Source organism: Streptomyces sp. NPDC008137 (genome assembly GCF_042957035.1).
GTDB lineage: Bacteria > Actinomycetota > Actinomycetes > Streptomycetales > Streptomycetaceae > Streptomyces.
In genome coordinates, this window is sequence record NZ_JBIBHN010000026.1 from 113,792 (window position 1) to 125,923 (window position 12,132).

Annotated in this window: 11 protein-coding genes; 6 read left to right on the forward strand and 5 right to left on the reverse strand. The window is 71.6% G+C overall.

Annotated features, from left to right (window positions below; all coding sequences use genetic code 11):
- Window position 1: 1 nt before the first annotated feature.
- The 4 genes from ACFZBT_RS31180 to ACFZBT_RS31195 all read right to left on the reverse strand — a co-directional run bounded on the left by ACFZBT_RS31180 (window position 2) and on the right by ACFZBT_RS31195 (window position 4,639).
- On the reverse strand, window positions 2-1,720 hold the full coding sequence (locus ACFZBT_RS31180; RefSeq protein WP_391110544.1) for an ABC transporter substrate-binding protein: 1,719 nt from the start codon (window positions 1,718-1,720) through the stop codon (window positions 2-4).
- 208 nt (window positions 1,721-1,928) lie between these two features.
- A complete protein-coding gene (locus ACFZBT_RS31185) occupies window positions 1,929-2,021 on the reverse strand; it encodes an Ms4533A family Cys-rich leader peptide (protein WP_310851085.1) in 93 nt (30 codons plus the stop codon).
- Between the two features lie 69 nt (window positions 2,022-2,090).
- The gene (locus tag ACFZBT_RS31190; RefSeq protein ID WP_391110547.1) at window positions 2,091-3,599 is read right to left on the reverse strand and encodes a DUF3152 domain-containing protein; all 1,509 of its coding nucleotides are present in this window, start codon (window positions 3,597-3,599) and stop codon (window positions 2,091-2,093) included.
- Between the two features lie 8 nt (window positions 3,600-3,607).
- On the reverse strand, window positions 3,608-4,639 hold the full coding sequence (locus tag ACFZBT_RS31195; RefSeq protein WP_391110550.1) for an alpha/beta fold hydrolase: 1,032 nt from the start codon (window positions 4,637-4,639) through the stop codon (window positions 3,608-3,610).
- A 216-nt stretch (window positions 4,640-4,855) separates the two neighbouring features.
- On the opposite strand from ACFZBT_RS31195, the gene ACFZBT_RS31200 reads away from it, so the two are divergent.
- From ACFZBT_RS31200 to ACFZBT_RS31215, 4 genes are all read left to right on the forward strand, one after another.
- On the forward strand, window positions 4,856-5,080 hold the full coding sequence (locus tag ACFZBT_RS31200; RefSeq protein ID WP_391110553.1) for a hypothetical protein: 225 nt from the start codon (window positions 4,856-4,858) through the stop codon (window positions 5,078-5,080).
- A 206-nt stretch (window positions 5,081-5,286) separates the two neighbouring features.
- Window positions 5,287-5,928, forward strand: a complete 642-nt coding sequence (locus ACFZBT_RS31205; RefSeq protein WP_391110556.1) for a TetR family transcriptional regulator — start codon at window positions 5,287-5,289, stop codon at window positions 5,926-5,928.
- Window positions 5,929-6,063: 135 nt separating this feature from the next.
- Window positions 6,064-6,291 carry a DUF3107 domain-containing protein gene (locus ACFZBT_RS31210; protein WP_189723087.1) on the forward strand — a complete coding sequence of 76 codons (228 nt, stop codon included), beginning with the start codon at window positions 6,064-6,066 and terminating at the stop codon, window positions 6,289-6,291.
- Between the two features lie 196 nt (window positions 6,292-6,487).
- A complete protein-coding gene (locus ACFZBT_RS31215; RefSeq protein ID WP_391110559.1) occupies window positions 6,488-6,760 on the forward strand; it encodes a hypothetical protein in 273 nt (90 codons plus the stop codon).
- Between the two features lie 191 nt (window positions 6,761-6,951).
- Here ACFZBT_RS31215 and ACFZBT_RS31220 read toward each other — a convergent pair whose 3' ends face one another.
- Complete coding sequence (locus ACFZBT_RS31220; protein WP_189723085.1) at window positions 6,952-7,707, reverse strand: ferritin-like fold-containing protein; 756 nt, start codon at window positions 7,705-7,707, stop codon at window positions 6,952-6,954.
- Between the two features lie 481 nt (window positions 7,708-8,188).
- On the opposite strand from ACFZBT_RS31220, the gene ACFZBT_RS31225 reads away from it, so the two are divergent.
- Both ACFZBT_RS31225 and ACFZBT_RS31230 read left to right on the forward strand, forming a co-directional pair.
- A complete protein-coding gene (locus ACFZBT_RS31225) occupies window positions 8,189-10,951 on the forward strand; it encodes a DEAD/DEAH box helicase (RefSeq protein WP_391110561.1) in 2,763 nt (920 codons plus the stop codon).
- 109 nt (window positions 10,952-11,060) lie between these two features.
- Window positions 11,061-11,942: an alpha/beta fold hydrolase gene (locus tag ACFZBT_RS31230; RefSeq protein ID WP_391110564.1), complete on the forward strand. Its 882-nt coding sequence runs from the start codon at window positions 11,061-11,063 to the stop codon at window positions 11,940-11,942.
- Window positions 11,943-12,132 lie beyond the last annotated feature (190 nt).

Sequence of the window (12,132 nt, forward strand, 5' to 3'; positions counted from 1 at the left end):
GCTACTTCACCGCGACCTGGGAGATGTCCAGCACACCGGTCCAGTCACTGATCACGATGTTCTTGACGTCCTCGCCGTACAGGCGCTTGTAGACGGGGTGGAACAGCGGGACGGTCAGGGCCTTCTCGCCGATCTTCCTGTCCAGTGCACCCCACCTCTTGGCGGCCTGGTCAAGATCCGTCAACTTGTTGATCGCGTCAATCTCGGCATTGACCGACTTGTCGTTCAGCAGGCCCGTGTTGAAGTTCGCGCCGTCCTTGACGATCTGCCGGCCGTCGAAGATCGGGGCGAGGAAGGGACCGCCGGAGGGCCAGTCGGCGCCCCAGTGGGCGAGGAAGAAGCCCGGCTCGGTCTTCACGTCGTGGATCTTGTCGGAGTAGTCGTTCTCCTCGAGTCCCTGGAGCTTGACCGTGATGCCGGCCTTCTTGAGCGCGTCCTGGATCGCGGTCGCGATCTCCGGACTGGTCTCGAAGTCCTTGGCGTTGGAGTGCGTCAGCGTGACGGTGAGCCCGTTCGGATGACCGGCCTCCTTCAGCAGCTCCCTGGCCTTCTGCGGGTTGCCGCTCTTCCCCGCCGGGAACAGGTCGTACGGTGTGTGGCCGAAGGACTTCTGGTCGGGCAGGAAGGTGGTCGCGGGCTCCGCGAGCGCCGAACCACCGGCGGCGTTCACCACGGACGACCGGTCGAGGGCGTACGAGATCGCCTGCCGCACCTTGACGTCGTCGAACGGCTTGATCGTCGGGTTGAACGCGATGTAGTCGGTGTAGCCGAAGTGCCCCGTGCCGACGCGAGCCGCCAGCTCCTTGTCACCGGTCACCTTGGCCAGCTCGGCGGGGCCGAGGTTGGTGTCCGTGGTGACCGCGGCGGCGTCCGCCCCCTGGGACGCGGAGAGCCGCTGGTTGATCACGGACGAGTCGAGCCCGGACCGTACGTCGATCTTGTCCGGGTAGGCCTTGCGTTCGGCGTCGGTCGAGGCGGACCAGTGCGTATTGCGCTCCAAGGTGAGTCGCTCACCGTCGTTCTCGTTCCTCACGACCTTGTACGGCCCGGACGAGACCGGGTGCTCCTCGTACTTCGTGCCCGTGTCCTTGCTCTTCGGGACGGGCGTGAACTGCGTCTGCGTGGCCAGGTACGGGAACTCGCCCTCGGGCTTGTTCAGGTGGAAGACGATGGTCCGCTCGTCCGGCGTCTCGATCGCGTCGAGGCCCTGCTCGTCCTTGTACGGGCCCTGGTAGCCGGCGGCCCCGACCAGCCAGTCCCGCAGATAGGGGGCGCCGCCCGACAGTTCGGGAGCGAAGGAGCGCTCGATGCCGTACTTGATGTCGGCCGACGTGATCGGGGTGCCGTCCTCGTACTTGAGGCCCTTCTTCAAGGTGTACGTCCACACGGTCGCGTCCTCGCTGGGGCGCCCGGTGTCGGTGGCGAGGTCGGGGACGACCTCGGTTCCCGCGGCGCCGTCCTCGCGGTTGCGGGTGGTGAGCGTACGGAAGACCAGGGACGGGACGTTGCCGCCGCCGGAGGTGTACAGCCGTGCCGGGTCGAAGTCCTGCTGGGGGTTGGCGTTCAGGACGGTGAGCGTGCCGCCCTTGTGGGGCGTGGAGTCGCCGCCGACGCCCTTGGCATCGTTGTCCTTCGGCCCGCAGGCGGCGGCGCCCGCTGCCAGGACCAGGCTGACGGATGCCGCGGCCACGCGGCGCGCTGTGACGGACGGTTGGCGCATCGGAATGACGACCTCTCGATGATGTCTCGGATCGCGAGACGAAGTGACGAAGGGTGAGACGGAGAAGATCAGACGTCTGCCCGGCGCCGGGTCGTCGAAGAAGCCGTGGCCGAAAAAGCCGTGACCGGAGAAGCCATGACCGAAGTAGCCGTGAAAAGGTCACGGAGAGCATGGCATGGGTTTTCGCGACGCGCGCCTGGGGCGGGCGTCAGCAACAGTGAATGTCGGCCACGCAGAGCGGGGTCACGCCGATCAGCGCCAGCTCGATGGCGGCGCGAACGGAGGCGGGACGGGGCGACATGCGCAGAAATATGTACGACTTTTCTGCGCATGTCAACGCGCGAGCAGGGGTCGACCCCTGTGACACCCGTCAATTCCCGGGGTAGGCCCAGGGGTTGGCACGGCAGCGAATGCCGTCGTGGTTGAGGAACTTGGTCTGCTGCTGCATGACCGGGGCGAGGTCGCCGTCCTTGTCGCAGGTGACGTGGCCGTAGCCGAGTCGGTGCCCGACCTCGTGGTTGATCAGCATCTGCCGGTAGGCGTGGATCTTGTCGCCGTACGTCGGCGAACCCTGCGCCCACCGGTAGGCGTTGATCATCACGCGCTCGGTCGCGGCCGAGTCGCAGGAGACGTTGTCCACGGTGGTGTCCAGGCCGGACTTGGCACACCAGTCGGCGGTCGTGCCGGGACTGGCCAGAGTGATCACGAAGTCGGGATTGCCGGAGTAGACGCGCTCGAAGGTGTGCGCACCGTTGTGGGCCCAGCTGCGCTCGTCGTTGAGCGTCTTCTGCACGGCCTCGGCGAAGAGCGCGCCGTCCAGCCCGAGTCCCTGCTCCACGTCCACGCGGTAGGTGTGCTTCTGCCCCGCTCCGGGCGCCTTCGCGATTCCGGGGACGGCGTCGAACTTCCCCGAGCCCTTGGCCTTGGCACCGAGCGGGTAGGTCCTGGCCATCTTCCCGTCGTACGTGAGCGGCTTCGCGTCGGAGTCCGGGGCGGGGGTCTGCCCGCCGCCGTGGGGCGCGGAGTCCCCGAGGTCGCGGGCCTGGTCGGTGGCGGACTGCGACTGCACGTCGGCACCGCCCTGGTCGTCGGCGACCTGGCCGGCGACGATCACGGCCAGCACGGTGGTGACGGCGGCGGCCGCGATGCCGGTGAAGGTGCGGCCCTTGCCGCCCTTGGGCGGCGCCGGCGCGCCGGTGGGCCCGGCGTCGTCGCGGTCGTAGTCAAGGTCGCGGTCGCGGTCATTGTCACGGTCGTAGTCACGATCGCGGTCGTAGTCGTCGAAGGGGTCGTCGGCCGGGGTGCCCGCGCTCCAGTCCATGACGGAGGCGTAGGCGTCCGCCGCGTGCGCGGAGGCGGCCGTACGGGGCGCGAAGACGTCGTCCTTTTCACCGAAGGCGTCGAGGTACTCCTGCCGCGGCCCGGGCACGGACGCGCGCCGCTGCCGCGGTATGGGAGCGGTGCCCCGGCCGTTCTCCCGCAACTCACCCCAGCCGCCCCCGGCTTCCCGCTGCTCGGGGTGGCCCCCACGGGCAGCGGGGAAACCGTGCGCGGGGGTGCCGTCGGGCAGCCGTGGCACGCCGCGCCCCGGGCCTCCGTCCGGACGCCATCCGTCCGGCGGACGCGGCACCCCGGACGGTGGCGTACCGGAACCCGGCGCGGGCCGCGGCCCCGGTGTACGGCGAGGACCGGCGCCCTGCGGCGGCCGGCCGGCCTGCCCGGCGCCGGGCGTTGCCGGGTAGCCTCCCCGGCTCGGGTCCGGCGCCTGGCTCTGCTCTGGTCTCTCTCCCTGCGCCGACCCGGCCCGGTCGTCCCGTACTGCGGTCACGTCCGCGGTGTCGCCCTTGGCGACCGCCCCGCGGCGGCTGTGGCGTCCCACTTCGCGCCTCAGCCCCCCATGCTCTCGTCGGTGCTTTCTCCGTCGACGGCGCCATCCTGGGCCCGTCGCGCTCGCCGCGTCCCCAACTCCCCGGAATCCGCAAGGAGTTCACGAAACGCCAGGGCAACCGTCTCCGGGTACTCCATCATGGCCACGTGCCCCGCGTCCGGCAACGTCACCAGCCGCGAGTCGCGAAAGACCCGGGCCGCCTTCTGCGCCATGCGGAAGCCGACCAGTTGGTCACGGCCACCGTAGACGAGAAGGGTCGGCGCGAGAACTCGCTCGGCCTGGCGCCACAGCCCCTGCTGGCCGCCCAGCGTGTACGCGTTGACGATCCCGCGCGCGGACCGCGCCATCGCGTCCCAGAAGTACGGCAGCCGCAGCCGCCGCTCCATCTCCTGCACGGCGTTGCGGAAACCTTCCGGCGTCACCATGCCCGGATCCCCGTAACACAGCGCCATCACGCCGCGGACCCGCTGCTCCGCCGTCCAGGCGCGGGTGAGCCGGGTGAAGAGCAGGGCGACACCGGGCACCGCCAGCAGCCCCGTGGGCACGGCGGAGCGCTGCACGCGGATTTCCGGCAGGGCGGGCGACACGAGCGTGAGCGTACGGACGAGATCGGGCCGTACCGCTGCGACACGGGTGGTGATGGCGCCACCGAGCGAGTTCCCGAACAGGTGCACGGGACCGCGCCCGGAGGCGTCGAGGTAGCGGATGACCGCGCGCGCGTGCCCGGTGACGGAGTAGTCGCCGTCGTCCGGGGGCGGGGAATCGCCGAAACCCGGCAGGTCGACGGCCTCGCTGTCGACGACCCCCTCCAGCAGCGGCATCAGCGCCGACCAGTTCTGCGAGGAACCGCCGAGCCCGTGCACGTAGAGCGCGGGAGGCAGCCCGTCGCGCGCGGGCGGCCGCGAACGCACCGTCAGGGTGACCCCGGGCAGCTCGACCGACCGCAGCCGCTCGCCCTCCGCGACCCTGACGCCCCCCACCTTCGGCAGCACATTGGCGGGCGGCACGAACGGCAGCTCGGTCGAAGACATGCGGCAATGTTACGAGACGATCACGCAGTGGCTCATGTGTTCGCCTGTGTTCGCCATCACAAGAATCGGACAGGAGCAGTTCAGGGGGTGCGCACCGCGTCACACCCCGGACGCGGATCGCATAGCGTCCGGATCGGGTGTCTCCTAGGCTCGTACAGAGGGCACCCGCATGTGGCCCCTGCATCCTCAGGGACGTTCGTAGGAAGGGAGCCCAACATGGCCGTAGACCCCACCGACCCCGAGACATTCGAGGCCGAGGACGCGCCTCAGGCGCAGGAGTACGACGTCGAGGCCCCCGAGGTCGACGCGGCCGAGCAGCAGGCGGACCTCGCACCGGACCGGGACGACCCGCTGACCGGCGTCGATCCGGACCGTGCCAACGAGGCCGACCTGGTGGAGCAGGCCCGGATCGTCTCCCTCGACGAGGACGACTACCGGTGACGCTCCGCGCCGGGGGCGGCCGGCAGCGCCGCTGAACAGGAAAGAGGCTGCATTTTGCCCGCTCTGCCCCTGTTTGAAACCTTCGCAACCGCTTTCGCGACCGTCCGGTCCGTGAAATTCTGCGTTCTCACCGCGCACACCACGGTTACCGAAAAGTACGATGGCGACGCGGCCAGATCCGCACGTGGACGACTATGGGAGGCGGCGTGACAGCCATCGAGCAGACAGAGGCGGTTCGCCCGCGGGGTACACGCCTGCCACGCCGTGCCCGACGGAACCAGCTCCTGGGAGCCGCCCAGGAGGTCTTCGTGGCCCAGGGCTATCACGCGGCGGCGATGGACGACATCGCCGAGCGCGCGGGCGTCAGCAAGCCGGTGCTCTACCAGCACTTCCCGGGCAAGCTCGACCTCTACCTCGCGCTGCTCGACCAGCACTGCGAGTCGCTCATCCAGGCCGTGCGCCACGCGCTGGCCTCGACGTCGGACAACAAGCAGCGCGTGCGGGCGACGATGGACGCCTACTTCGCGTATGTCGAGGACGACGGCGGCGCCTTCCGCCTGGTCTTCGAGTCGGACCTGACGAACGAGCCGGCCGTGCGCGAGCGCGTCGACAAGGTCACCAACGAGTGCGCGGAGGCGATCTGCGACGTCATCGCCGAGGACACCGGGCTGTCGCGCGCGGAGTCGATGCTGCTCGCCTCGGGCCTGGGCGGTCTCGCCCAGGTCGTGGCGCGGTCCTGGCTGCACAGCGACCGCAGTGTGCCGCGCGACCAGGCGGTGCAGCTGCTGACCTCGCTGGCATGGCGCGGCATCGCGGGATTCCCGCTGCACGGGACCGATCACCACTGACGGGCGCCTTGTTCCCGTCCGATGTTCGCTCGTGGCGTTCTCGGGCGGGGACTGCGGGTCCCCTCGCCGGGCTAATGTGTGCTGCGTACGGCGCGGAAGGTCGCGCACATCACTGACCGTCGGAGGGACATAGCCGTGGAGGTCAAGATCGGCGTGCAGCACGCGCCCCGCGAGATCGTTCTGGAGAGCGGTCAGAGCCCCGAGGAGGTCGAGCGCGTCGTGGCCGAGGCACTGGCCGGAAAGTCGCAGCTGCTGAGCCTCGTGGACGAACACGGCCGCAAGATCCTGGTCCCGGCCGACCGTCTCGCGTACGTCGAGATCGGCGAGCCGGCCCCGCGCAAGGTGGGCTTCGGCGCGCTGTAGGCGCGTGAGTGGAACGGGGCGGGACGGCCGATGGCCGTCCCGCCCCGTTCGCGTTCCCCGGGTCTCCGTGGGGCACCTGGGTTCCTCCACGGATGGAGCACAGTGCGCGCACAGAATGGGATTGGATTCCGCAGGTCAGGGGTAAGACGGGCTACGACCGATTTGGGCAGGCCGGCCATGTGGGAGGGACCCCGACATGCTCCTGGAAGCGTTGAGCTCCGCGATCCTCGGCCTGGCTCTGGCCTGGGCGGCCACCCAACGCCTGTCGCACAGGCTCCCGGCCCGCCCCCTGGTCCTGTCGACCGGTGTCGCCGGAGCCCTCTTCGGAGCCTTCGTCATGCACAGCACGCTGGAGGCCGGGCACCTGTTGCTGGTCCTGCTCGGCGCGGTGATCGTCTCGGTGGCCTCGCTGTCGCTGCTGCTGCGCCCGACGGGACGCCACCTGCGCCGACGATCAGCCACTGCGTAGCCGGAGCCGTCAGAGGCGGCGGACAACGCCCCTGAAAGGGGCGCGGGGAACTGCGCGACCAGCCACCGGCGGCCCGCAGCCTCCCCACAGCCCGCGGGAGCACACACCGCGCTCATGCCGACAGCCGCGGAACGGCACACCGCACCCATGCCGACACCGCGCGGCAGCCGAAACCACCCCTGGAGAAACGGCTACGCGGCCAGCCCCAGCGCGGCCATCCGCTTGGTGTGGGCCTCGGTGATCCGGGAGAACATCTTGCCGACCTCGGCGAGGTCGAAGCCGTCCGCGACGCCGCCCACCAGCATGGTCGACAGCGCGTCCCGGTCGGCGACCACCCGCTGGGACTGCGACAGGGCCTCGCCCATCAGGCGCCGCGCCCACAACGCCAGCCGTCCGCCCACGCGCGGATCGGCGTCGATGGCGGCCCGCACCTTCTCCACGGCGAAGCCGCCGTGGCCGGTGTCGTCGAGCACGGCCAGCACCAGGTCACGGGAGTCGGAGTCCAGGCGGGCGGCGACCTCCCGGTAGAAGTCGCTGGCGATGGAGTCGCCGACGTACGCCTTGACGAGTCCCTCCAGCCAGTCCGAAGGGGCCGTCTGCTTGTGGAAGCCGTCGTAGGCGCCGACGAACGGTTCCATCGCCCGCGTCGGCTCCTCCCCGATCTCGGCGAGCCGGTCGCGCAGCCTCTCGAAGTGGTGGAACTCGGCCGACGCCATCTTCGCCAGCTCCGCCTTGTCCGCCAGCGTCGGCGCCAGCTTGGCGTCCTCCGCGAGCCGCTCGAACGCCGCCAGCTCCCCGTAGGCGAGCGCGCCGAGCAGGTCCACGACAGCGGCGCGGTACTGCGGGTCGGCGGAGGCCGTCGCCCAGTCCCGGGCGGCGACTCCGGTGTGTTCGGCCGGGGTGGCGGTGGTGTCCGAGGCGTTCTCAGGCTTGTCAGAGCTCGTCATGAAGCGCACAATAGCCCGCCCGTCGGGAGACGTAAGGCCCTGGTCAATCACTGTGACAACGGCTACGTGACCAAATCGGCCATCGCATGTGCGGGAATCCGGGGTATGGTGGTAATGCGCCTGCTGGTACTTCGACGTACCTCGACAGGCCGCACGTATGAGGATGCCCGGTCGGTGGCCCGATCGGCTCCGACCCGACAGACCTCCGCGTCCGTACGGCACTGTGCGTACGGAGCCCGGAGGGACACCCTCAGCGGTACGAGCGCTAGAGCGTCGACAGTGGTCCCGTGCCCAACGGCACCGCCGCAAGGCCGCCGACGTCCCCGGCACGGTCCGTACACGACCCCCGCGCTCGCCTCGCACCGCCCCACACAGAAGAGGCAGCACCCTGACTACGACGTTCCGAGAGCTCGGAATCCTCCCCGAGACCGCCGAGGCCCTTGAGGCCGTCGGCATCACCACCCCCTTCCCCATCCAGGAGATGACGCTGCCCGTGGCCCTTTCGGGCACGGACGTCATCGGCCAGGCCAAGACCGGCACCGGCAAGACGCTGGGCTTCGGCCTCCCGCTCCTCGAGCGTGTCACCGTCCCCGCCGATGTCGAGGCCGGACGCGCCAAGCCCGAGGACCTCACCGACACCCCGCAGGCCCTTGTCGTCGTCCCCACGCGCGAGCTGTGCCAGCAGGTGACCAACGACCTCCTGACGGCCGGCAAGGCCCGCAACGTCCGCGTGACGGCGATCTACGGCGGCCGGGCCTACGAGCCCCAGGTCGAGGCCTTGAAGAAGGGCGTCGACGTGGTCATCGGCACCCCGGGCCGGCTGCTCGACCTCGCCGGGCAGAAGAAGCTGAACCTGAAGCACGTCAAGTGCCTGGTCCTCGACGAGGCCGACGAGATGCTCGACCTGGGCTTCCTGCCCGACGTCGAGAAGATCATCAACATGCTTCCGGTCCGGCGGCAGACGATGCTGTTCTCGGCCACCATGCCGGGCGCGGTCATCGGCCTGGCCCGCCGCTACATGTCGCAGCCCACGCACATCCGCGCCACGACGCCGGACGACGCGGGCGCGACGGTCGCGAACACCAAGCAGTTCATCTACCGCGCGCACAACATGGACAAGCCCGAGATGGTCGCGCGCATCCTGCAGGCCGACGGCCGCGGGCTCGCGATGGTCTTCTGCCGGACGAAGCGGACGGCGGCGGATCTCGCCGACCAGCTGAAGCAGCGCGGCTTCGCCTCCGGCGCGGTCCACGGCGACCTCGGCCAGGGCGCCCGCGAGCAGGCCCTGCGCGCCTTCCGCAACGGCAAGGTGGACGTGCTCGTCTGCACCGACGTCGCCGCCCGCGGCATCGACGTCGAGGGCGTGACCCACGTCATCAACTACCAGTCGCCCGAAGAGGAGAAGACGTACCTGCACCGCATCGGCCGTACGGGCCGCGCGGGCGCGAAGGGTACGGCGATCACGCTGGTCGACTGGGACGACATCCCGCGCTGGCAGCTGATCAACAAGGCGCTGGAGCTGGGCTTCAACGACCCGCCGGAGACGTACTCCACGTCCCCGCACCTCTTCTCCGACCTCGGCATCCCCGAGGGCACGAAGGGCATCCTGCCGCGCTCGGAGCGCAAGCGCGCCGGGCTGGACGCGGAGGAGCTGGAGGACCTGGGCGAGCCGGGCGGCCGAGGGCCGCGCGGGCGTGGCGGCCGGAATGGCCGTGGCGGGCGGGACGAGTCCCGGCCGGCCGAGCGCGAGCGTTCCGAGCGCACTCCGCGACGCCGTCGCCGTACGCGCGGCGGAGCGGCGCTGGGCTCGGCGCCGGAGTCCGTCGGCAGCACCGCACCCGACGCCACTGCAACGGGCGGCGCCGCCGAGGCGGACGCCGTCACGGCTCCGCGCACCCCGCGTCGTCGCCGCCGCACCCGCGGTGGTGCCCAGACCGAGGCGGCGCCGGTCACGGCCGCCGAGACCGCACCGTCCGAGCGGGCGGCGAACGCCGTGGCGACGGCGGAGGGCACCGGCGCGGAGATGCCCGAGGCGGCGAAGCCGCGCCGACGCCGTACGCGCCGGTCGGAGACACAGGTGGAGACGCCTGTGGAGACGCCGGTGGCGGAGACCGAGGCCGCGGTGACGCCGTCGGCCACGGAGTCCGCGGCCGTAGTGGCCGACGCCCCGGTGACAGCGGAGCCCGAGGCTTCCGCCGCCAAGCCGCGTCGGCGCACCCGCAAGAGCACGGCGGCTTCCGCGGCCGAGGCCGCGGTCGACACGGCCGAGGGGACCACCGAGTCCGTCACGGAGCCGGCGGAGACGAAGCCGCGTCGTACCCGCAAGACCGCGGCGAAGGCCGAGGCCCCCGCCGAGCAGGCCGGGACCACGGAGCCCAAGCCGCGCCGCACCCGCAAGGCCGCGGCCACGGCCGAAGCCGCCGTGGACACGGCCGAGGCCGCCGAGGCGAAGCCGAGGCGTACGCGCAAGGCGACGGCAGCGGCGGAAGGCACCGTCGATGTGGCCGAGGCCACGGAGACCAAGCCGCGCCGCACGCGCAAGACCGCGGCAGCGGCCGAAGCCGCGGTCGACACGGCCGAGGGGACCACCGAGTCCGTCACGGAGCCGGCGGAGACGAAGCCGCGGCGTACGCGCAAGACCGCAGCCACGGCCGAGACCGCCGTCGACACGGCCGAGGCCACGGAGGCCAAGCCGCGCCGCCGCACCCGCAAGGCCGCCGCCGAGGCAGTCGAGACCACCGGGACCGTCACCGCCGAGATCCCGGCCCAGACGGCCCAGGAGCCCGAGGTCGAGAAGGTCGAGGCCAAGCCGCGCCGTGCCCGCAAGGCGGCGCCCAAGGCCGAGGCGGCCGTCGGTACGGCCGAGGCGACCGAGGCCAAGCCGCGCCGCACGCGGAAGGCCGCAGCGGCCGCTCCGGATGGCGAAGCCGCCGAGGCCAAGCCGCGCCGGACCCGGAAGACCGCCGCGGCGGCAGAGACCGCCGTCGACACGGCCGAAGGCACGGAGGCCAAGCCGCGCCGCCGCACCCGCAAGGCCGCCGCCGAGGCAGTCGAGACCGCCGGGACCGTCACCGCCGAGATCCCGGCCCAGACGGCCCAGGAGCCCGAGGCGGCCAAGCCGCGCCGCACGCGGAAGACAGCTGCCGCTGCCGCCACGGCCTCCGCCGAGGGCGCGGCCGAGGCGAAGCCCAGGGTCCGCCGCACCCGTAAGGCCACGGCCACCGCGGAGCCCACGGAGGGCTGACGTGCTCCGCCCGATGGCCCGGTCCCACCCAGGTGGGGCCGGGCCGTCGGCGTTCACGGGTGCGCAAGCCGCCCACCGGAGAGCGCACCCCACCCGCTACCCTCGCCCCGTGAGCAGGCAAGCCACCTTCACCCCGCCCCCGGGCGCCCGCGCCTATCCCCTGCGCACGGCCCGCGGTGAGTTCGCCGTCGTCGACTCGTCGCCGAAGGCGGGGGCGCGGATCAGGGGAGTCGTCCTGATGCTGCCCGGATTCACCGGGAGCAAGGAGGACTTCAGCCTGCTCCACGAGCCGCTCGGGGAGCGCGGCTACCGGCTCGTCGCGGTGGACGGGCGGGGGCAGCACGAGTCGGACGGGCCCGCGGCCGACGAATCCGCCTACGCCCAGCGGGAACTGGCCCGGGACGTGCTCGCGCAGGCCGAGGCGGTCGGCGTTCCCGTGCACCTCGTCGGGCACTCGCTCGGCGGGCAGATCGCCCGTGCGGCCGTACTGCTCGACCACGCGCCCTTCCGCTCCCTGACGCTCATGTCGTCCGGCCCGGCGGAGATCTCCGTCTCCCAGCGGCAGCGCGTGAAGTTGCTGCGGGACGCGCTCGCCGTCATGTCGATGGAGGAGGTGTGGGAGGCCATCCAGGCCATGGGGCCGCCTGAGGAGGTCGGCGGGCCCGCCCGCGGCATCGGCGACCCGGAGCAGCTTCGCCGACGCTGGTTGGGCAACAAGCCCGCACAACTGCGCGCGACCGGAGGCCAGTTGTGCACCGAGCCGGACCGCGTCGGCGAACTCGCCGCCGTGCCGCTGCCGTTCCACGTCCTGTCGGGGGCGCGCGACGACACCTGGCCGGTGGCGATCCTCGACGACATGGCCTTGCGGCTGAACGCGCGCCGCACGGTCATCACGGGAGCCGAGCACTCCCCCAACGCCGACCGGCCCCTGCCGACGGCCGACGCCCTCGCCGACTTCTGGGACGGCACCGAGCGGAACAGCGCCCCATAGCCCCATAGCCCCGGAGGGCCAAGGCCTAGGTCGTGTCCGCAAAGTCCCGTTGTCCGCCCGGAGGGCGGGCCCCGCGGCGTCTGGTGCGTGCTCTGGGTGTGCCGGGTGGAGCCCCTCGTACTGGATGTACTTGGGGGTTCGCCCGGTGCGGCGAGAGTGCGTGCCAGGCGTCGCGGGGCAGGCGGGACTT